Consider the following 19,493-nt stretch of genomic DNA (forward strand, 5'->3'; position numbering starts at 1 on the left):
ACGCTATCGGCCCTGACAAGACGGAGCATGAAATGGACTTGCTGCTGTGGCGCCACGCTGAAGCGGTGGACGGAACGCCCGATCACACTCGCGAACTCACCGATCGCGGACTGAAGCAGGCTCGCCGGGTGGCGGGCTGGATCGACGGGCATCGCCCCAAGCGTCTCAGAGTTCTGGCAAGTCCGACCGTGCGTACGCGGCAGACAGCAAGTGCATTCACCGACGACTTCGAGGTCATTCCTGCGCTTGGACCCGATGCAGGTGTATCCGACATGCTGGCAGCGTCCGGCTGGCCCGACGCCAGCGGTGCCACCCTGATCGTTGGCCACCAGCCCGGACTCGGTCGCCTGGCAGCGCTGCTGCTATCCGGTGTGGAGGCCGACTGGACGATCAAGAAAGGCGCGCTGTGGTGGTTCACCAACCGGGTCCGCGACAACGAAACCCAGACTGTCCTGCGCGCGGTCATTCCCGCAGACTTCGCCTGAGCACGGGAGTCATTCCCGCAGCCACTTCCATGGCTCGACCACGCCGGGGAATTTTCGCAGGCCTGACTTGTCTTTAGGTTAATCTGGCACACTACAAGGCGATCGCGACATCGGATTGTCTTCGCGGTTTCGCGGGTGCATTCAAGCGCCAGCCAACATTGCGTAAGATAGGGTCTTTCCTGCGAAGCGGATCATGCTGAAACGTATTCTGCCCACCCATGACAGCATCAAGAAAAGTCGCCTGCTGAGCTGGCTCGGGCCTCGTATTCACGACCCCTCGCTGTGGCACATCAACCGCAGGGCCGTTGCGCGCGGCGTTGCCATTGGCGCCTTTTTCGGTCTGATGGTGCCCGTGGCCCAGATTCCGGCCGCTGCAATCGCCTCGCTCTTCCTGCGCGGGAACCTGTGGATTGCGGCCGTATCGACCCTGGTCAGCAATCCATTCACCTACGCGCCGATCTACTACTTTGCCTACCGACTGGGCGCGAGCCTGATCGGCGCCCCGCTCCCGCAGCATGCGGCGGAGCTGAGCCACGACGCCGTTTCCCAGGCCTGGATCGGCCAGATTGCAGATCTATGGACCTGGCTTTCGGGCATTGGCCAGCCGCTGGTGCTGGGCATGTTGCTGATGGCGCTCAGCGGCGCCACCATCGGCTACTGGGGTGCGAGACTGTTCTGGCGCTACAAGGTCATTTCCAAGCGCCGCCGCCTGCTTCATGCACGCGTCCTGCGCCAGGCTCACTAAGGCCTCACTACCCAGCGCATCGTGCTTTTTTGCAGTGCATGATCAGCGTATGCTGGCTGCTCCGGCCCCCAAACCATACCTATCGTCCCAGTCATGAACACGGAAATCCCCAACGGCACACCCGACGTCATCGCCGGCGTCAATCGCGTCTACTACGACGGCTACTGGATCAAGGCCTACAAGCCTCCGGCCGATTCGCTGCAAGCAAAGAAGACGCTGATCCAGGCCCTGACCCGCAGACTGTTCAACCACGTTGAACACGGCATCAACATCCCCGGCAAACGTCTCAACGAAGCGCGGGAAGCCTACGAACAGGAGCAGGACCCTGAACGCAAGCGCGTGAAGGGCGCGATGCTCGCTGGCGCGATGTTCAACCGCGCTACCGACATTTTCACCAAACTGGTCGAAATGCAGGAACTGGGCATCGAGATCGAGTCCGACAACGCCCTGATGCGCGAATGCGGTGTGTGCCTGCATGAAGCGCTGATGCTGGGCCGCCTGGTCCGGCATCGCAGCGGAGAAGAAGGCATCGACGAATTATGGGGCGAGCCCTTCCGTGCCTTTTCGATTCCGGTCGAAGCCTTCTATGAAAGCCGCTACATCAAGATTGCCCAGACCCTGCGCGATATCGACAAGATCGCATCGGTCATGATCGACACCTTTGCCAGCGACCCGCTGTTTGTCGGCATAGACGATCTCGTGCGTCACTTTACCGACCTGGCCAAGGACAAATGCGAAACCCTGCGCACGGACAGCAACCTGTTCGACGTGTGGGCCGAGTTCGTGGTGTCTTCCGAGCGTCTGGCGGCGTTCGCCCCTCACCTGCCGGACGACCCCGATCCGGCCACTCTGCGCCGTGCAGCCGACGGGATGCGGCTGATCCTGCAGGGGCGCGATCTGCTCAACTACATCAGCCGGGCGCGCGTGACCATGCCCAAGAGCCGGCGCGAGTACTTCGAGCGCTGCGAGCACTACGCCCGCATCTTTGCCGGTCTCGACAGCCCCCAGACGCCTGAGTGGCTGTCGGCACCCTGAGCACGCTCAGGCGATGATGCCCCCACCCAGGCAGACCTTCGACTCATAGACGACGACGCTCTGGCCGGGCGTCAGCGCCCACTGCGCCTCGGCGAAAACGATCTCCGCGCGACCGTCCGCGATGCTGTCGATTTCGCACGGCATGTCAGGGGTACGGTAGCGCGGCTTGGCGGTGTATACCCAGTGCGTGTGGGGGTCGCGTCCGCCGATCCAGTTCAGGTCGATCGCGGTCAGCCGCTCCTTGAGCAGGGCCGGATGTGCATGCCCCTGCACCGCGTAGAGCACGTTCGACTTCACGTCCTTGCGCGCCACATACCAGGCGTCGTGCTCACCAGCCTCGTCCTGGTTGCCCTTGATGCCACCAATGTGAAGCCCCTTGCGCTGACCGATCGTGTGATACATCAGGCCCTGATGCTCACCGATGACGCGATCGTCGTCGAGCGCGCGGATCTCGCCGGGTGAAGTCGGCAGGTAACGCATCAGGAACTCACGGAAGGGGCGTTCGCCGATGAAGCAGATCCCGGTCGAGTCCTTCTTCGTGGCCACGTGCAGCCCAGCAGCTTCTGCGATCTTGCGTACTTCACGCTTGTACATCGCACCCAGCGGGAACAGCGTCTTGGACAGCTGCGCCTGGTTGAGGCGGTAGAGAAAATAGCTCTGATCCTTGGTGCCGTCCTCGGCCTTCAGCAGCTGGAACTCACGCCGCCCGTCGTTCTCCCACTCACGCACCTGCGCGTAGTGCCCGGTGGCGATGCGGTCTGCACCGAGCGCCATCGCGTGGTCGAGAAAACAGCGGAACTTGATCTCGGAGTTGCACAGGATGTCCGGGTTAGGCGTGCGGCCGGCTTCATATTCGCGCAGAAAATCGGCGAACACGCGGTCCTTGTATTCCGCACTGAAATTGACGACCTCGAGATCGATACCGATGACGTCGCACACCGAGGCCACATCGACCAGATCCTGCCGCGTCGAGCAGAACTCCGAATCGTCGTCGTCCTCCCAGTTCTTCATGAACAGGCCGGTCACGTCATAACCCTGGCGCTTGAGCAGCAGCGCCGTGACGGCAGAATCCACCCCGCCGGACATGCCGACCACCACCTTCATTCCACCTGCATCCTGCTTACTGGACATTCGGTCCGTCTCCATCTAACCAGTCGGCCAAGGACAGCACGATCGCTGCCTCGCCATTGTCGACAAACCAGCTGTCGATTACGAAACGTTCGCCCGGCCTGCTGTCGGGGACCGGCGCCGGCGCGGGCACATCGCCAAGCACTTCGGCACAGTCGCACAGGGCCAGCATCAGTGGCACATGATCAGGCACGACGACTGCCGGTCGCAAGCTCACAGGCGGCTCCACCTCTTCGACGACCGCGCTGAAGTGCTGGAGCACGAAGCGGGTGCGCTTTGCCGGCTCCAGCACATGGTGAAAGCGCAACATGCCGCGCGCCTCGATCATTTTCAGAAACCGCGTCGTATTGGTCGAGTGGTCTATGCAGTCCATCCGGCCATCGACACCCTGGTCGAAGTAATTGCCGGCGCGGTCGGCGCCAACAGGCGTCTGAACACCTGCCTCACGATAAAGCCTGCCTACCACGGCAGCAAGCGCAGCGCGCTCTGTCACCGGATCCGACGCCGCGAGCAACTGCTCGCGCGCCAGCTCAAGCACGGCGGCGTCGAACGCAACCGTCTCGGTGGCAGCACAACTGTAGTTGAAACACACCGGCACCAGCACCTCCTGTGCGGGCACCGCTGCGCTGGACAGCGCCAGCAGCAGCGCGAAGACCTTGCGCATCAGTCGTAATGCCGCAGCAGGTCGAGATCGTAACGTCGCCCCGCGAGCCAGTCGTCAACACATTGCACGATCAGCGGGCTACGGTGGCGATCCGCCGTTGCACGGATCTCTTCCGGGCTCATCCACACCGCGCGCACGATGCCATCGTCCAGCTCGAACCCGGGCACTTCCTCGCCGACCCGCCCCCCGAAGGCGAAGCGCAGATAGGTGATATCCCCTTGCGGACGGGGCCACTGATACACCCCAACGAGATACTCCGGCACGAAGCGGTGCGCGGTTTCCTCGAGCGTCTCCCGTATCGTGGCCTGAACCAGGGATTCGCCTTCCTCAAGGTGGCCCGCCGGCTGATTGAAGCGCAGCCCATCCTCAGTCTCTTCCTCCACCATCAGAAAGCGGCCATCGCGCTCGATCAGCGCTGCAACGGTGACATTCGGTTTCCAGCTGCGGTCCATGAGACGTCCGGCATGCAAAGAGCGGCATTTTACCCTTGTGCACGTTTGCTTGTGATCGAGATCTGTCGCCCGCGTTTGCGCTAGAATTCGAAAGTTAAGCCCGGAGCGTCCGGGCGCATCCAAACACTTCTCATCGGTGGAGAACCAGATATGTCCATGGCTGATCGCGACGGTTTCATTTGGCAAGACGGCAAGCTCGTTCCGTGGCGCGAAGCGACCACGCACGTGCTGACCCATTCCCTGCACTACGGACTGGCCGTTTTCGAGGGCGTGCGTGCCTACAACACCGCCAACGGCACCGCGATCTTCCGCCTCGCAGAGCACACCCAGCGCCTGATCAACTCGGCCAAGATCTACATGATGGACATCCCCTACTCCAAGGATGAACTCATGGAAGCGCAGAAAGAGGTCGTGCGCGCCAACAAGCTCGAATCCTGCTATCTGCGTCCGATCGCCTTCTACGGCTCGGAAAAGATGGGAATCTCCACCCGTGGCTCCACCGTGCATGTGGCCATCGCAGCCTGGCCCTGGGGCGCCTACCTCGGCGAAGACGGCCTCGAACTCGGCATCCGGGTCAAGACCTCGTCCTACACCCGCCATCACGTCAATTCGACGATGCCGCGCGCCAAGCTCGCCGGCACCTACCCGAACTCGATCCTGGCCAACCTCGAAGTCACCAAGCAGGGCTACGACGAAGCCCTTCTGCTCGACAACCAGGGCTTCGTGGCCGAAGGTGCTGGCGAGAACCTGTTCGTGATCAAGGATGGCAAGATCTTTGAACCCGAGATCGCCTCGGCCCTGACCGGCATCACGCGCGACTCGATCATCACCATCGCCCGCGAGTTCGGCCTCGAAGTGCAGTCCAAGCGCATCACCCGTGACGACATCTACATCGCCGACGAAGCCTTCTTCACCGGCACCGCAGCCGAAGTCACCCCGATTCGCGAACTCGACGACCGTACCATCGGCGAGGGCAAGCGCGGCCCGCTCACCACCAAGATCCAGGCCCGCTTCTTCGACGTGGTCAACGGCCGCGCCCCTGAATACCAGCACTGGCTGGCCAAGGTCTGAGGAGGCCTCTCATGACTGACAACAAGGCTCGTACCGTAGAAGTCACAGCACACGACCTGCCGCTGCATTGCCCGCGGCCAGACTCTCCGCTGTGGGCGCAGCACCCCCGCGTCTTCCTCGACGTCCTCAAGGAAGGCTCGGCAACCTGCCCGTACTGCAGCACCAAGTACGTTTTCACCGGCGAAGCCCCCAAGGGGCACCACTGAGCCGGATCGGCAAGCTCGCCCCTGCGCCAGAACACACGGCAACCGGGGCGGCTGCCTTTCCTGCTCTCAGCCGGCACACATCGTGAGCGAAACCGTGTTCACTACCCCTGCAGAGGCCGAAGCCGCTTTTTATGACGCCCTCGCACGGGCCGACCTCGACACCATGATGTCGGTCTGGTCCGAAGAGGATGAGGTCGTCTGCGTGCATCCGAACGGGCCCCGCATCGTAGGCCTCGCTTCGGTACGCGAATTGTGGCGCCAGATTTTCGCCAGTGGCGCGCGTCTGAACATCCGCACCACGCAGGCGGTGGTGAGCGAAACCCTGGTGCTGGTCGTCCACAACGTCCTCGAAGAGGTCGCCGAAGCCGGCAGCGAGCCAGGCGGGCCGCCAATCGTTGCCACCAACATCTATTCGCGCGGCGCCAAGGGCTGGCGCATGGTGATGCATCACGCCTCGCCCACCCCCAACCTGATGGATATCCAGGTCCAGGGGACGCCCCGCGTGGTCCATTGAAGCCGACGCGCATGCCCGGCTATGAAGCCCCCTGGTGGCTGCCGGGCGCGCATCTGCAGACCATCCTGCCCCTCGCACGAAAGGGCAGATCACCACTGTATCGCCGCGAGCGCTGGGACACACCCGACGGCGACTTCATCGACCTCGACTGGCTGGCAAGCGCCCCCGCCGATGCGCCGCTCGTCGTCCTCTTTCACGGGCTCGAAGGCTCGAGCCGTTCGCACTATGCCCGCGCCCTGATGCGCGCGCTCGCTGCGCGCGGCTGGCGCGGCGTGATTCCGCACTTTCGTGGCTGCTCGGGCGAGCCCAACCGCCTGGCGCGCGCCTACCACTCAGGCGACAGCGCCGAGATCGACTGGGTTCTGCGCCGCCTTCACGGCATCGCCGGACAGGCGCCGCTGTTTGCCGCTGGCGTATCGCTGGGCGGCAACGCCCTGCTGAAATGGCTCGGGGAACAGGAAGCGGATGCCGGAAATGTAATCCGGGGTGCGGCGGCCATCTGTCCGCCGCTCGATCTGACCGTCTCGGGTCATGCGCTCGCACGGGGCTTCAACGCGGTGTACACCCGACACTTTCTGAATACGCTGAAAGGCAAGGCCCTGCACAAACTGGCCCGTTACCCGGCGCTTTTTGATGGACGGCGAATACAGCAGGCGGGCACGCTGTTCGAGTTCGACGACGTCTATACTGGGCCGGTACATGGCTTTTCCGGCGCTGCAGACTACTGGCGCCGCGCGTCGTCCCGCCCGTGGCTGGCTGCAATCAGCGCTCCGACGCTGCTCCTGTGCGCGGCGAACGACCCCTTTGTCCCGCCGGAAGCCTTGCCCACTGCGCGCGAGCTGAGCACAGCCGTTCGCTTCGAATGTGCCGCCCAAGGAGGTCACGTCGGCTTTCTTGACTCGCCCTGGCCAGGCTCGCTCGGCTGGTTGCCACAGCGTCTGTTGCAACATTTCGATGCAGTACTGTCCGATGGATAAGGCACCGATGTGCGTCCGCACAACGGAATCGCCAAAATCCTCTGGCATACTATGCTGCACTGCACTCATTTCAAACTGGAAGCCCACATGACCCAGACTGCGCACGTACTGCCCGCCCCGGAAATCTTCAAGGCCTACGACATTCGCGGCATCGTCGACAAATCCCTGACTGCCGATGCAGTCCGCGCCATCGGCCACGCCCTCGGCTCTGAAGCAGTGGCACGCGGTCAGAAAACGGTGGCAATCGGTCGCGACGGCCGCCTGTCGGGCCCCGAACTGGCCGGTGCGCTGGCCGACGGCATCCGTGCGGCGGGTGTCGACGTGGTCGATATCGGTTGCGTCCCCACCCCGCTGAGCTACTTCGCTGCTTACCAGCTCGGCACCAACTCCTGCGTGTCCGTCACCGGCAGCCACAACCCGCCCGATTACAACGGTCTCAAGATGGTGCTCGGCGGCCAGACGCTGTTCGGCGACCAGATCCAGGCGCTGCGCCAGCGCATTGCAGACAACAACCTGAGCCACGGCGCAGGCAAGCTCACCACCGCCAGCGTGGATGAGGCCTATCTCGAGCGCATCGTCAGCGACGTCAAGCTCGCCCGCCCGATGAAGATCGTCATCGATTGCGGCAACGGCGTGGCCGGCGGCATTGCGCCCGAGTTGTTCAAGCGCCTTGGTTGCGAGGTGATCGAGCTCTTCTGTGAGGTCGATGGCAATTTCCCCAACCACCACCCTGATCCGTCCAAGCCCGAGAATCTGCAGGATGTGATCCGTGCACTGCAGGAAACCGACGCCGAACTCGGCCTCGCCTTCGATGGCGATGGCGACCGCCTCGGCGTGGTCACCAAGGATGGCGAGATCATCTATCCCGATCGCCAGCTGATGCTGTTTGCCGAGGACGTGCTGACCCGCGTGCCCGGTGGCGAAATCATCTATGACGTGAAGTGCACCCGCAACCTTGCAGGCTGGATCAAGGACCGTGGCGGCAAGGCCACCATGTGGAACACCGGTCACGCGCTGGTCAAGGCCAAGCTCAAGGAAACCGGCGCGCCGCTCGCGGGCGAGATGAGCGGCCACATGTTCTTCAAGGAGCGCTGGTACGGCTTCGACGACGGCCTGTATGCCGGCGTGCGTCTGCTCGAGATCCTGTCGCGCCATCCGGACGGCAATGCCGTACTCAAGGCCCTGCCGGATGCGGTGAGCACGCCTGAGCTGAACATCAAGATGAACGAAGGCGAGCCCTTCGAACTGGTGAAGCGACTGAAGGAAGGCGCGTCTTTCGATGGTGCACAGGAAGTCATCACGCTCGATGGCGTTCGCGTCGAATACGCAGACGGCTTCGGCCTCGCCCGCCCGTCCAACACCACGCCGGTCGTCGTGCTTCGCTTCGAGGCCGACAGCGAGGAAGCCATCGCTCGCATTCAAGCGGACTTCCGCAAGGCCATCGAAGCGGTGTGGCCAGGCATCAAGCTGCCGTTCTGATCTCTGAAGACGCTTGAATGATGACAAGGCGCCAGGGGTAAATCCCGGCGCCTTTTTCTTTGCTCATCTCTTTAATCGGCTGCACTTTTTCCCGTGCCGTACTGGCACGCGGGCGGGGTATTTGCTCCGCCGGCTGCGGAACTCGCCCTGCGGGCTCGGACAGTCCTCGCCGGCTGCACAAACACCCCACCCACATGCCAACGCCGGTGCCAATGCACAGTATAAAAAGGCGAGAAACGAAAGTCTGATGGAGTAAGAACGCTCCGATCCTCAGAACTGCCTCAACACCAAAGGCAGCGGCGCCTTCCCGTGACGGGCTGTCGAGAGCGCCGTCGGTTGGGGTGCTGCGGCGGAAACAAGGCGGCGCATGTCTGAGGGCGCGCAGCGACCGAGTTTGCGCCGACGCCGCCGCAGCGCCTCAACCGACGGGAAGCCGAAGGCCGCGAACGTCTGCCCGGCACGGGAAGGTGCCGCTGCCGACCACGGAGTGCCACCGCAGCCACTCCCCAAACACACGCCCAAAAGAAAAACGGCTGCGGAAGCCTTGAGCTCACACAGCCGTTTTTGATTCGGGACGTACAGCAGCTTACAGTTTGCCGTCCACCCAGCCCTGCACGCCAGCCAAAGCCGCCGGCAGTTTTTCAGGATCGGTGCCGCCCGCCTGCGCCATGTCGGGACGGCCGCCACCCTTGCCACCCACCTGCAGCGCGACGAAGTTCACCAGTTCGCCAGCCTTCACCTTGGCAGTCTGATCCGCAGTCACGCCGGCAATCAGCGACACCTTGCCATCGACCACCGAAGCCAGCACGATCGCGGCCGACTTCAGCTTGTCCTTGAGCTTGTCCATGGTCTCGCGCAGCGTCGGCACGTCCGCGCCTTCCAGCACCGCAGCCAGCACCTTAACACCCTTGACGTCTGCCGCCTGATTCACCAGATCGTCGCCCTGGCTCGCAGCCAGCTTCGACTTCAGGCGCGCCACTTCCTTCTCCAAAGCGCGCACGTTGTCGAGCACGCCCGACACGCGCTCGGCAACCTCATCCGGCTGCACCTTGAGCAGGGCAGAGACGCCCTGGACGCGACGCTCCTGCTCCTGCAGATAACGCAGCGCGTTCTCGCCGGTGATCGCCTCGATACGGCGTACCCCGGCGGCCACACCACCTTCCATCACCACCTTGAACAGGCCGATGTCACCGGTGCGGCCAACGTGCGTACCACCGCACAGTTCCTTGGACGTACCGATGCTGAGCACCCGCACCTCGTCACCGTATTTTTCGCCGAACAGCATCATCGCGCCCGACTTCTGCGCATCTTCCAGTCCCATCACCGCAGCCTCGGTTGCCGTATTGGCGAGAACCTCGCGGTTGACGATCTCCTCGACCTCGCGGATTTCCTCGGCGCTCATCGGCGCGGCGTGCGCAAAGTCGAAGCGGGTCTTGTCCGGATCGACTTGCGAACCCTTCTGCTGCACATGCGCACCAAGAACCTCTCGCAGCGCCTTGTGCATCAGGTGAGTCACAGAGTGATTACGTGCCGTCGCCGCACGGGCCTCGATATCAACCTTGGCGGTGACGCCCTGCCCCACCGACAGCTTGCCGGTCTTGAGCACACCATGATGACCGAACACCGCAGCCTGAACCTTGAGCGTGTCCTCAACCGCAAAGATGCCCGCAGCGCCCTTGAGTTCGCCGCGGTCACCCACCTGGCCGCCGGACTCTGCATAGAAGGGCGTGTCATCGAGCACCACCACACCGAGATCGCCCTCGACCAGCTCATTGACCGCGACGCCGTCCTTGTACAACGCAAGGATGTTGCCCTTCGCCTCGAGATGATCGTAGCCGTGGAAGGTGGTGGCCGGCCCCTCGTACTCGAGGTTTGCCGCCATCTTGAACTTTCCGGCCGCACGGGCCTGCTCTTTCTGGCGCGCCATGGCCGCATCAAAGGCAGCCGCATCCACCGTCACCTCACGCTCGCGACAGATGTCGGCCGTCAGGTCGAGCGGGAAGCCATAGGTATCGTGCAGCTTGAACGCCGTATCGCCGTCAAAAACCGTCTTGCCGGCCTTCTGCATCGCATCGAGTTCGGCTTCGACGATCGCCATGCCGTTCTCGATGGTCGCAAAAAAGCGCTCTTCTTCCTGACGCAGCACGTCCATCACCCGCTTCTCGGCCGCCTTCAGCTCGGGAAAGGCAGCACCCATCTCCGCAACCAGATCAGGCACCAGGCGGTTGAAGAAGGCGGCACGCGCACCGAGCTTGTAGCCGTGGCGGATGGCGCGACGGATGATGCGGCGAAGCACGTAGCCACGGCCTTCGTTGCCCGGAATCACACCATCGGAGATCAGGAAGGAACAGGCCCGGATATGGTCTGCCAGCACCTTGAGCGAGGGCGAATCCATGGCTGCGCTGCTGGTTTCACGCGCAGCCGCTGCAATCAGCGTCTGGAACAGATCGATCTCATAGTTGGCATGCACGCCCTGCAGCACCGCCGACACCCGCTCCAGCCCCATGCCGGTATCCACCGAAGGCTTGGGCAGCGGGTGCATCACGCCGGCCTCGTCGCGGTTGAACTGCATGAACACGTTGTTCCAGATCTCGATGTAGCGGTCGCCGTCTTCATCAGGCGATCCCGGGGGGCCGCCCCAGATGTGCTCGCCGTGATCGTAGAAGACTTCGGTGCACGGGCCGCAGGGACCGGTATCGCCCATCATCCAGAAGTTGTCGGACGCGTAACGCGCGCCCTTGTTGTCACCGATGCGGATCACACGCTCGGCGGGCACGCCCATTTCCTTCGTCCACAGGTCGTAAGCCTCGTCGTCCTCGGCATACACCGTCACCCAGAGCTTGTCCTTGGGCAGCTTGAACACCTCCGTCAGCAGCTCCCAGGCGTAGGCGATCGCCTCGCGCTTGAAGTAGTCGCCGAAACTGAAGTTGCCCAGCATCTCGAAGAAGGTGTGATGGCGTGCGGTGTAGCCAACGTTCTCGAGGTCGTTGTGCTTGCCGCCGGCACGAACGCACTTCTGCGACGTGGTCGCGCGGGTATAGGGACGCTTGTCGAAGCCGAGAAAGACGTCCTTGAACTGGTTCATGCCTGCGTTGGTAAACAGCAGGGTCGGGTCTTCGTGCGGCACCAGCGAAGAAGATGCCACGATCTGGTGGCCCTTCGATTCGAAGAACTTGAGGAACTTGTCGCGAATTTCGGCAGATTTCATGGAGTTGGCATTCAGACAGGACGTGTTACCCGGCACAGCAGGCGAATGCATCAGTTTATCATGAGCACCAAGCCCGTCTGCGAGCGCACTGTACCGAACGCACTCATCTATAATTTACGTTCACGTCAACTTAATAACAGAGACAAGCATGGGACACCGACTTTCCAAGATCTACACCCGCACCGGCGACGCCGGCACCACCGGCCTCGGCGACGGCAAGCGGGTATCGAAGAACAGCTTGCGTATCCACGCGCTTGGCGAGGTGGACGAGGTGAATGCCATCATCGGCCTGCTGCTGTGCGAGGAATTACCGGAAGATGTGCAGGTGCTGATGACCAATGCCCAGCACGACCTGTTCGACCTTGGCGGTGAAGTGTGCATCCCCGGCATGAGCATGATTACAGGGAAACAGGTGGACCACCTCGAAGCCGAACTCGACCGCCTCAACGAACCGCTCGAACCGCTCAAGGATTTCATCCTGCCCGGCGGCACCCGTGCTGCAGCCCTTGCTCACCACGCCCGAACAGTGTGCCGCCGCGCTGAACGCGCACTCGTGGCGCTGGCGCTCGAAGAGGCGGTGAATGACGGCCCCCGCCAGTACCTGAACCGCCTGTCGGACCTGCTCTTCGTCCTCGGCCGGGTGCTCAATCGCGCAGGCGGTCGCGGCGATGTGCTGTGGCAGAAGCGCAAGAACGCCTGATCCCGACTGCGCCGAGAACACCTGAACTCAGGAGATCTCGTCGTCGCCGAACAAGGTGATCTGCTCCATGCCGCGCTGCTCGAGACCGGTTTCGGCGAAACGCACCCCGACCCCGAGCAGGCGCACAGGCAAGCCACGGCGGACATAGCCCTCGTCAAGCAGCGCCGACCAGATCCCGGCATTTGGCGCTGCGGCCACGCACTCCACGGTCGTTTGCGAGAAATCGGCGAACTTGATCTTCACGACAGCCTTGTGCACAGGGCGCGGCTCCCGTGCACGGTCGAAACGGCGGAAAAACTCGTCGATCAGCGCAGGTAGGGCCGCACGGCAGGCGGCCAGATCGGGCAGATCAGTCACATACGTCGTCTCCACCGATAAGGACTTGCGGATACGGTCGCTGCGCACCGGGCGCTCGTCGATTCCCCGGCACAAGCGGTAGAGCGCCGCCCCGAAGCTGCCAAACTCGCGCGACAGATCGACCAGACGCCAACTGCGCAGATCGGCGCAGGTTTCCACCCCCAACCGGCTCAGCTTTGCCGCGGTCACCTTGCCCACGCCAAAGAGCTTCTTCACCGGCAACGCCGCGACGAAAGCGTCCACATCCTGCGGACGCACGACGAACTGTCCATTCGGCTTGTTCCAGTCGCTGGCGACCTTGGCAATGAACTTGTTCGGCGCAATGCCGGCCGAAGCGGTGATGCCAACCTCCTTGTGGATAAGGGCACGAATTTCCTGCGCCATCAGGGTGGCCGACCCCTTGCAGCGATCGACGCCACTGACGTCGAGGTAAGCCTCATCCAGCGACAGCGGCTCCACCAGCGGGGTGTATTCGCGATAGATATCCAGGATCTGGCGGGACGCCGTCCGATAGCGCTCGAAGTCGGGCGGCAGCAACACGAGTTGCGGGCACAGCTTCTGTGCCCGCATCGTCGACATCGCCGAATGCACGCCAAAGGCCCGGGCTTCGTAATTGCAGGTGGCGATCACGCCACGCGTCTCGGCACGCCCCCCGACCGCAACTGGCCGCCCGACCAGCGCCGGGTTGTCGCGCATCTCCACTGCGGCATAAAAGCAGTCACAGTCGCAGTGGATGATCTTGCGTGAAATCGCCGCACCCTCGGCCGCTTCAGACGAAGCGCCAGCCTCTCCCTCCTGCAATTGAATCCTTCCCCTGTTGTCTGGCCACCCGGCGAACCCACCGTGCAGCTGAATCGAGATGATCGGGCCAGGTCCGGCCGGGCGCAAGCACTGCCGCCGGCCCGGCTCGAAACGGGACCACTGCAACTCGCAGCATTCCCGCATTACCATTCACATGGTGGCTGACAGCGCACGAGCGCGCGCGCATGCTGGAGGCTGCCGACCGGGCAAGGGAGTCCATTCGATGCTGTTTCGCCACCACCCCTCTCATACCATCAGCCTCGCCCTGCAGGGCGGCGGCGCCCATGGCGCATTCACCTGGGGTGTGCTCGATGCCCTGCTGGAAGACGGCCGCCTGCGCTTCGACGGTGTCAGCGGCACCAGCGCGGGCGCAATGAACGCGGTGGTAATGGCCAGCGGCCTGCTGCGGGGCGGGCGCGAGGGCGCACGCGCGGCGCTCGAACAGTTCTGGCATGCGGTCGCAGAGAGCGCGCCGGCCGACCTGCCATTCAGTCAGGACGACGAATCCGGCGCAGGCATGTCTGCCGGCATTCGCATGATGATGCAGTGGGCGCGCAACTTTTCACCGGAACAACTCAATCCTTTCGACGTTGATCCCTTACGCGACATCCTCACCACCCAGATCGACTTCGATCATCTGCGCGCGGCCTGTCCGGTCAAGCTCTTCGTCGCGGCCACCCATGCCAACACCGGCAAGCTCAGGCTATTTACCGCCGCCGAGATGAACGCAGCGGCAGTGCTCGCATCGGCCTGCCTGCCTTCACTTCATCGCGCCATCGAGATCGACGGCGAACCTTACTGGGACGGCGCCTACTCGGCCAACCCCGCCGTATTCCCGCTGTTCTACGACTGCACTGCCCGCGACATCCTGCTGGTGCTGCTCAGCCCCTTGCTGCACGGCGAGACACCCCACAGTGCGGACGAGATCCGGGCGCGCTCGCTCGACCTTGCCTTCAACTCCACCTTTCTGCGCGAGATGCGCATGTTCGCCCACGCCCGCGAATTTGCCGGCGGCGGGCTACTGCCCCGCGGCCGCCTGGAAAGACGTCTGCAACGCACCCACTTTCACCTGATCGAGGCCGACGAACTGCTCAGCCAGCTCGCATCAGTGACGCGGCTGACGCCGAGCCTGCCCTTCGTGAACATGCTTCGGGACCAGGGCCGGGCCCGCACCAAGGCCTGGCTGGCGGCACACTATCCTGCGCTCGGGCGGCGTTCCTCGGTCGACCTCGGTCAGATGTTCTACTGAACCCGACTCATCCTGCGCCGATACTGCACAGGCTGCTGCAATGAAAAACGGGGGCGCGCAGCCCCCGTGTCGTTGCTCGGCTCAGCCGGCAATCACTCCATCTCTGCGGCCCGCTTCACCCGGCGCTGACGCACCCCCTCTGCGAGCACGTCGAGCACCAGCACGCTGTCTTCCCAGCCGATGCAGGCATCGGTAATGCTCTTGCCGTACTCCAGCTCAACGCCCGGCTGGAGGTCCTGACGGCCTTCCTTGAGGTGGGACTCGACCATCACACCGATGATGCGATCCTCACCGGCGGCCATCTGTCCGGCAACGTCGTTTGCCACCTCGATCTGCAGGCGGTGCTGCTTGCGACTGTTGGCGTGCGAGAAATCGACCATCACCTTGCCCGGCACACCGCCGGCGGCAAGATCCTTGCACGCGGCATCCACGCTCTCGGCGTCGTAGTTCGGTGCCTTGCCGCCGCGCAGGATGGCGTGGCAGTCCTCGTTGCCGCGGGTGGTGACGATGGCCGAATGCCCGGCCTTGGTGACGCTGAGGAAATGGTGCGGTGCCTGTGCCGCCTTGATCGCATCCACCGCGATTCGCACGTTGCCGTCAGTACCGTTCTTGAATCCGACCGGGCACGACAGGCCCGAAGCGAGTTCGCGGTGCACCTGGCTTTCGGTCGTACGCGCACCGATGGCACCCCAGGCGATGAGGTCGGCAATGTACTGCGGGGTGATCATGTCAAGGAACTCGGTGCCCGCCGGCAGCCCGATCTCGTTGACTTCCCACAGCAGCTTGCGCGCGAGGCGAACGCCCTCATTGATGGCATAGCTGTTGTCGAGGTAAGGGTCGTTGATCAGCCCTTTCCAGCCCACCGTGGTGCGCGGCTTCTCAAAATAGACACGCATCACGATCAGCAGGTCGCCCTTGAGGCGATCGGCCTCGGCCTTCAGCTTGTGTGCATATTCGAGCGCGGCCTTGGCGTCGTGGATCGAACAGGGCCCGATCACCACCAGCAGGCGATCATCCGCGCCATAAAGAATGCGATGGATGGCCTGACGTGCCTCGTATGCAACTTCAGCCGCTTTCGGTGTCGCCGGAAACTCCCGCAGCACGTGCGCGGGCGGCACCAGTTCCTTGATTTCGGAAATGCGGACGTCGTCGATATGAATCTTCATTGAGGCGGACATGATGAAAACCCTGCGTTCAGGCTGAAGGAAGCCCTCGATTCTAGCCCAAGTCCCCGCCACACTGCGCCCCGGTCGAAAACAAGGACACCGGCCTGCCGCCACAAGGATCACGCACCAGGCATGTTCCGACTGCACCCCGCACCGCATCGAGAACCCTTTCGCTTGCGCCACGTCATACGGGAGCCCCAGGCCGGGGTCGGCAGCAAACGCACCAACCGGTGTAAGAATCCGCCACCGTCCAGCGACTGACTGATAACCCTGCCGCACCCTCCCAAACACGGACCACGATCATGCTCATCAAACGCCCTGACGATATCGCCGCATCCGAGATCACACCGCGCGCCCTGTTCGAGGACCGCCGTCGCTTCCTGCTCAAGGCGGGAGCGGGCGTGATTGCGGGCGCTGCACTGTGGAACGGCCTGCCGCGCGCCGCCGACGCCGCGCCGATGAAGCTGTCGCCCCTGCAAGCCTCGCCATTCAGCATCAGCGAAGAACAGACCGCATACAAGGCGGTCACCGGCTACAACAACTACTACGAGTTCGGCACCGGCAAGGAAGATCCGGCGATGAATGCCGGCGTGCTGCAGACGCGGCCCTGGACCGTGCGGGTTGAAGGCCTCGTCGGCAAGCCGCGCACCTTCGATATCGACGAACTGCTCAAGCTGGCGCCGCTGGAAGAGCGCATCTATCGCCTGCGCTGCGTCGAGGCCTGGTCGATGGTCGTGCCCTGGGTGGGTTTTCCGCTCGCAGCACTGCTCAAGCAGGTCGATCCGCTGGGGAGCGCAAAGTATGTCGAGTTCGTCACCCACTACGATCCCAAGATCATGACCCGCCGCCAGATTCTCGACTGGCCCTACACCGAGGGTCTGCGTCTGGATGAGGCCATGCATCCGCTCACCATTCTGGCGCTCGGCCTGTACGGCGAAGTGCTGCCAAATCAGAACGGTGCGCCAGTGCGGCTGGTCGTGCCCTGGAAGTACGGCTTCAAGAGCGCGAAGTCCATCGTCGCCATCCGCCTGCACGAGACCCAGCCCGCAACCGCCTGGAACAAGTCGGCGCCGCAGGAGTATGGTTTCTACTCGAACGTGAATCCGGAGGTGGATCATCCGCGCTGGAGCCAGGCCACCGAGCGTCGCATCGGCGATTTACGCAAGCGCCCCACGCTGATGTTCAACGGCTATGCCGATCAGGTTGCCAGCCTCTATCAGGGCATGGACCTGCGCAGGCAGTTCTGAGTATCCTCGCCAGATGAACCCTGCAATGCGAACCGTCAGCGCCGACCAGATCGGCGCAATCAAGGCTTTTCTCTTCCTGTTGTGCCTGATTCCCGGCGCCCAGCTCGTCCTCGGCTGGCGGGCCGACCAGCTCGGCGCCAACCCGATCGAGTACATCACCCACGCCACTGGCAGCTGGACCCTGCGTTTCCTGCTGATCACGCTCGCCATCACGCCACTGAGACGCTATACCGGCCTGCACTGGCTGGTACGCCTGCGCCGCATGCTCGGTCTGTTCGCTTTCGCCTACGGCGCGGCGCACTTCGCCATCTATCTGTGGCTGGATCAGTTCTTCGACTGGGCGGCCATCGCCAAGGACATCCTGAAGCGTCCCTACATCACCGTCGGCTTCACCGCGCTGGTGCTGATGGTGCCGCTCGCGGCGACCTCGACCAACGCGGCGATCAAGCGCCTCGGCGGCCGACGCTGGCAGGCGCTGCACCGCTCGATCTACGCCATCGCGATCTTCGGCGTGCTGCATTACTGGTGGCTGGTGAAGGCGGACATCCTGCAACCGGTGGTCTACAGCCTGATCCTCGCCGCACTGCTGGGGCTGCGCGCCTGGTGGCGCGAACAGGAGCGGCGCCGGCAGCTGTCCACCCCGCCGCCGGTGGCACCCTCGCTCAAGGGCAAGGTCATTCGCATCGTGCCCAAATGAACATCGGCCCCGGCTGTGCCAGCGAGGCACAACCAGGGCCGATGCGTTCGACCGGGGTCAAGCAGCCTTCAGGCCTCGGCGCTCAGGCCTGCTTCGGGCGGATTGCGTGCTTTGGCCGCCAGGCCTTGATCACCGTTTCATCGGTTTCAACATAGGGGCCACCCATGAGATCGATGCAGTACGGCGTGGCCGCAAAGATGCCGACATGGACCACGCTGCCATCGGCCCCGCGCACCCCTTCGAGGGTTTCCTTGATCGACTTCGGCTGGCCCGGCAGATTGATGATCAGGGTCTTGCCACGGATCACCGCGACCTGCCGCGACAGAATTGCCGTGGGCACGAAATTCAGACTGATGCGACGCATCTCTTCGCCATAGCCGGGCATCTCCTTGTCGCCCACCGCCAGCGTCGCCTCAGGGGTGACGTCGCGCGGCGAAGGACCGGTGCCACCGGTGGTGAGAATCAGCGAACACCCGGCCTCGTCTGCGAGCTCGATCAGGGTTTGCTCGATGACCGGCCGCTCGTCCGGAATCAGCCGCGTCTCGGCCGACCACGGCGAGGTCAGTGCCTTGCCCAGCCAGTCCTTCAGCGCAGGAATGCCCTGATCTTCGTAACGGCCGTCCGAGGCCCGGTCACTGATCGAGACCAGGCCGATCTTGATGTGTTCGCTCATGCACGCTCCACGTCGTCGCTATCGTCGGGTTCATCCTCGTCGCCCGCGTCCTCTGCCGCACCGGCACGGTCGAGATCGCGCAAGACCTTGAAGATCTCGCGGAAGGCCTTGGGCGGCTTGTTCTGCTCACGCTCCTTGATCGCATTGCGGCGCAGGGTGCGCAGGTGCTGGATATCAACGTCCGGCCAGGTCTCGACCACGTACTCGATGACCTTCTCGTCCTCTACGAGGTCGCTGCGCAGCTTTTCCAGTCGGTGCTGACGCGCCACCTCGGCCGACGATGCGCCGCGGAAAAGCTCCAGCTGCGCCTGAATCGGCTCGGGATCAACGCTGCGCATCAGCTTGCCGATGTACTGCATCTGCCGGCGCAGGGCTTCATCCCTGCGGGTCAGACGTTGCGCATCGCGGATCGCGACGAACAGGGATTCGGGCAGCGGCACCTTGCGCAGGCGGGTCGGCGGCAGGGCGACGAGCTCGGCGCCGAGGTCCTGCAGCGCCTGCATCGCGCGCTTGCGGCTGCTCTTGCTCGGCGGCTCGTACTCGGACTCGTCGTCGTGCGGGCCGTTGGAACGGGGTGAATCAGCGTGAGAAACCATCGTAAGGCAAGCATCGGGCGGGATCGGGTTAAGATTATAGCCT

20 protein-coding genes are annotated in these 19,493 nt (G+C 63.4%); 12 read left to right on the plus strand and 8 right to left on the minus strand.

Annotation, left to right across the window (positions count from 1 at the left end; translation table 11 throughout):
• Window positions 1–32 precede the first annotated feature (32 nt).
• The 3 genes from CEW87_RS00655 (at window position 33) to CEW87_RS00665 (ending at window position 2,265) form a co-directional block, all read left to right on the plus strand.
• The gene (locus CEW87_RS00655; RefSeq protein WP_108971098.1) at window positions 33–485 is read left to right on the plus strand and encodes a SixA phosphatase family protein; all 453 of its coding nucleotides are present in this window, start codon (window positions 33–35) and stop codon (window positions 483–485) included.
• Window positions 486–678: 193 nt separating this feature from the next.
• Entirely contained in the window at window positions 679–1,230 is a 552-nt protein-coding gene (locus CEW87_RS00660) for a DUF2062 domain-containing protein (RefSeq protein ID WP_108971099.1), read from the plus strand.
• Between the two features lie 93 nt (window positions 1,231–1,323).
• The gene (locus CEW87_RS00665) at window positions 1,324–2,265 is read left to right on the plus strand and encodes a hypothetical protein (RefSeq protein WP_108971100.1); all 942 of its coding nucleotides are present in this window, start codon (window positions 1,324–1,326) and stop codon (window positions 2,263–2,265) included.
• 6 nt (window positions 2,266–2,271) lie between these two features.
• On the opposite strand, the gene mnmA is transcribed toward CEW87_RS00665, so the two are convergent.
• Genes mnmA through CEW87_RS00680 form a run of 3 tightly spaced genes read right to left on the minus strand, consistent with a single transcriptional unit; the run spans window position 2,272 to window position 4,509 of the window.
• Window positions 2,272–3,369 carry a tRNA 2-thiouridine(34) synthase MnmA gene (gene mnmA, locus CEW87_RS00670; protein WP_108971101.1) on the minus strand — a complete coding sequence of 366 codons (1,098 nt, stop codon included), beginning with the start codon at window positions 3,367–3,369 and terminating at the stop codon, window positions 2,272–2,274.
• A gap of 16 nt (window positions 3,370–3,385) precedes the next feature.
• A complete protein-coding gene (locus tag CEW87_RS00675; protein WP_108971102.1) occupies window positions 3,386–4,057 on the minus strand; it encodes a hypothetical protein in 672 nt (223 codons plus the stop codon).
• Window positions 4,057–4,509 carry an NUDIX hydrolase gene (locus CEW87_RS00680; protein ID WP_108971103.1) on the minus strand — a complete coding sequence of 151 codons (453 nt, stop codon included), beginning with the start codon at window positions 4,507–4,509 and terminating at the stop codon, window positions 4,057–4,059. The genes CEW87_RS00675 and CEW87_RS00680 overlap by 1 nt, the downstream gene beginning before the upstream one ends.
• A 150-nt stretch (window positions 4,510–4,659) precedes the next feature.
• On the opposite strand from CEW87_RS00680, the gene CEW87_RS00685 reads away from it, so the two are divergent.
• From CEW87_RS00685 to CEW87_RS00705, 5 genes are all read left to right on the plus strand, one after another.
• On the plus strand, window positions 4,660–5,580 hold the full coding sequence (locus CEW87_RS00685; protein WP_108971104.1) for a branched-chain amino acid transaminase: 921 nt from the start codon (window positions 4,660–4,662) through the stop codon (window positions 5,578–5,580).
• An 11-nt stretch (window positions 5,581–5,591) separates the two neighbouring features.
• Window positions 5,592–5,786 carry a zinc-finger domain-containing protein gene (locus CEW87_RS00690; protein ID WP_108971105.1) on the plus strand — a complete coding sequence of 65 codons (195 nt, stop codon included), beginning with the start codon at window positions 5,592–5,594 and terminating at the stop codon, window positions 5,784–5,786.
• Window positions 5,787–5,868: 82 nt separating this feature from the next.
• Complete coding sequence (locus CEW87_RS00695) at window positions 5,869–6,300, plus strand: YybH family protein (RefSeq protein ID WP_108971106.1); 432 nt, start codon at window positions 5,869–5,871, stop codon at window positions 6,298–6,300.
• 11 nt (window positions 6,301–6,311) lie between these two features.
• Complete coding sequence (locus tag CEW87_RS00700; protein ID WP_108971107.1) at window positions 6,312–7,277, plus strand: hydrolase; 966 nt, start codon at window positions 6,312–6,314, stop codon at window positions 7,275–7,277.
• Between the two features lie 87 nt (window positions 7,278–7,364).
• A complete protein-coding gene (locus CEW87_RS00705) occupies window positions 7,365–8,756 on the plus strand; it encodes a phosphomannomutase/phosphoglucomutase (RefSeq protein ID WP_108971108.1) in 1,392 nt (463 codons plus the stop codon).
• 586 nt (window positions 8,757–9,342) lie between these two features.
• Here the strand turns inward: CEW87_RS00705 and alaS are convergent.
• Window positions 9,343–11,964, minus strand: a complete 2,622-nt coding sequence (alaS, locus tag CEW87_RS00710) for an alanine--tRNA ligase (protein ID WP_108976842.1) — start codon at window positions 11,962–11,964, stop codon at window positions 9,343–9,345.
• Between the two features lie 148 nt (window positions 11,965–12,112).
• On the opposite strand from alaS, the gene CEW87_RS00715 reads away from it, so the two are divergent.
• Window positions 12,113–12,664: a cob(I)yrinic acid a,c-diamide adenosyltransferase gene (locus tag CEW87_RS00715; RefSeq protein WP_108971109.1), complete on the plus strand. Its 552-nt coding sequence runs from the start codon at window positions 12,113–12,115 to the stop codon at window positions 12,662–12,664.
• Window positions 12,665–12,691: 27 nt separating this feature from the next.
• Here the strand turns inward: CEW87_RS00715 and dinB are convergent, their stop codons facing one another.
• Complete coding sequence (gene dinB, locus CEW87_RS00720) at window positions 12,692–13,717, minus strand: DNA polymerase IV (RefSeq protein WP_234421777.1); 1,026 nt, start codon at window positions 13,715–13,717, stop codon at window positions 12,692–12,694.
• A 328-nt stretch (window positions 13,718–14,045) separates the two neighbouring features.
• Here dinB and CEW87_RS00725 point away from each other — a divergent pair, with 328 nt between their 5' ends.
• The gene (locus CEW87_RS00725) at window positions 14,046–15,071 is read left to right on the plus strand and encodes a patatin-like phospholipase family protein (protein ID WP_108971110.1); all 1,026 of its coding nucleotides are present in this window, start codon (window positions 14,046–14,048) and stop codon (window positions 15,069–15,071) included.
• A 92-nt stretch (window positions 15,072–15,163) separates the two neighbouring features.
• Here the strand turns inward: CEW87_RS00725 and aroG are convergent, their stop codons facing one another.
• Window positions 15,164–16,249 carry a 3-deoxy-7-phosphoheptulonate synthase AroG gene (gene aroG, locus CEW87_RS00730; RefSeq protein WP_108971111.1) on the minus strand — a complete coding sequence of 362 codons (1,086 nt, stop codon included), beginning with the start codon at window positions 16,247–16,249 and terminating at the stop codon, window positions 15,164–15,166.
• A 290-nt stretch (window positions 16,250–16,539) separates the two neighbouring features.
• Here aroG and msrP point away from each other — a divergent pair, with 290 nt between their 5' ends.
• Both msrP and CEW87_RS00740 read left to right on the plus strand, forming a co-directional pair.
• On the plus strand, window positions 16,540–17,484 hold the full coding sequence (gene msrP / locus CEW87_RS00735) for a protein-methionine-sulfoxide reductase catalytic subunit MsrP (protein ID WP_108971112.1): 945 nt from the start codon (window positions 16,540–16,542) through the stop codon (window positions 17,482–17,484).
• A gap of 13 nt (window positions 17,485–17,497) precedes the next feature.
• Window positions 17,498–18,181, plus strand: a complete 684-nt coding sequence (locus CEW87_RS00740; protein ID WP_108949229.1) for a sulfite oxidase heme-binding subunit YedZ — start codon at window positions 17,498–17,500, stop codon at window positions 18,179–18,181.
• A gap of 82 nt (window positions 18,182–18,263) precedes the next feature.
• On the opposite strand, the gene mog is transcribed toward CEW87_RS00740, so the two are convergent.
• Together mog and yjgA are read right to left on the minus strand one after the other, a co-directional pair.
• Window positions 18,264–18,854, minus strand: a complete 591-nt coding sequence (gene mog / locus CEW87_RS00745) for a molybdopterin adenylyltransferase (RefSeq protein ID WP_108971113.1) — start codon at window positions 18,852–18,854, stop codon at window positions 18,264–18,266.
• Complete coding sequence (gene yjgA / locus CEW87_RS00750; RefSeq protein WP_108971114.1) at window positions 18,851–19,450, minus strand: ribosome biogenesis factor YjgA; 600 nt, start codon at window positions 19,448–19,450, stop codon at window positions 18,851–18,853. The genes mog and yjgA overlap by 4 nt, the downstream gene beginning before the upstream one ends.
• Window positions 19,451–19,493 lie beyond the last annotated feature (43 nt).

It is taken from the genome of Parazoarcus communis (genome assembly GCF_003111665.1).
Lineage (GTDB): Bacteria > Pseudomonadota > Gammaproteobacteria > Burkholderiales > Rhodocyclaceae > Parazoarcus > Parazoarcus communis_B.

Coding starts and splice junctions, on each gene's coding strand:
- CEW87_RS00655 (WP_108971098.1), top strand. CDS start 33: ATGGACTTGCTGCTGTGGCGCCACGCTGAAGCGGTGGACGGAACGCCC.
- CEW87_RS00685 (WP_108971104.1), top strand. CDS start 4,660: ATGTCCATGGCTGATCGCGACGGTTTCATTTGGCAAGACGGCAAGCTC.
- CEW87_RS00660 (WP_108971099.1), top strand. CDS start 679: ATGCTGAAACGTATTCTGCCCACCCATGACAGCATCAAGAAAAGTCGC.
- CEW87_RS00680 (WP_108971103.1), bottom strand. CDS start 4,509: ATGGACCGCAGCTGGAAACCGAATGTCACCGTTGCAGCGCTGATCGAG.
- CEW87_RS00700 (WP_108971107.1), top strand. CDS start 6,312: ATGCCCGGCTATGAAGCCCCCTGGTGGCTGCCGGGCGCGCATCTGCAG.
- CEW87_RS00705 (WP_108971108.1), top strand. CDS start 7,365: ATGACCCAGACTGCGCACGTACTGCCCGCCCCGGAAATCTTCAAGGCC.
- alaS (WP_108976842.1), bottom strand. CDS start 11,964: ATGAAATCTGCCGAAATTCGCGACAAGTTCCTCAAGTTCTTCGAATCG.
- CEW87_RS00740 (WP_108949229.1), top strand. CDS start 17,498: ATGAACCCTGCAATGCGAACCGTCAGCGCCGACCAGATCGGCGCAATC.
- CEW87_RS00690 (WP_108971105.1), top strand. CDS start 5,592: ATGACTGACAACAAGGCTCGTACCGTAGAAGTCACAGCACACGACCTG.
- aroG (WP_108971111.1), bottom strand. CDS start 16,249: ATGTCCGCCTCAATGAAGATTCATATCGACGACGTCCGCATTTCCGAA.
- CEW87_RS00675 (WP_108971102.1), bottom strand. CDS start 4,057: ATGCGCAAGGTCTTCGCGCTGCTGCTGGCGCTGTCCAGCGCAGCGGTG.
- mog (WP_108971113.1), bottom strand. CDS start 18,854: ATGAGCGAACACATCAAGATCGGCCTGGTCTCGATCAGTGACCGGGCC.
- dinB (WP_234421777.1), bottom strand. CDS start 13,717: ATGCGCGACAACCCGGCGCTGGTCGGGCGGCCAGTTGCGGTCGGGGGG.
- CEW87_RS00665 (WP_108971100.1), top strand. CDS start 1,324: ATGAACACGGAAATCCCCAACGGCACACCCGACGTCATCGCCGGCGTC.
- CEW87_RS00725 (WP_108971110.1), top strand. CDS start 14,046: ATGCTGTTTCGCCACCACCCCTCTCATACCATCAGCCTCGCCCTGCAG.
- mnmA (WP_108971101.1), bottom strand. CDS start 3,369: ATGAAGGTGGTGGTCGGCATGTCCGGCGGGGTGGATTCTGCCGTCACG.
- yjgA (WP_108971114.1), bottom strand. CDS start 19,450: ATGGTTTCTCACGCTGATTCACCCCGTTCCAACGGCCCGCACGACGAC.
- CEW87_RS00715 (WP_108971109.1), top strand. CDS start 12,113: ATGGGACACCGACTTTCCAAGATCTACACCCGCACCGGCGACGCCGGC.
- msrP (WP_108971112.1), top strand. CDS start 16,540: ATGCTCATCAAACGCCCTGACGATATCGCCGCATCCGAGATCACACCG.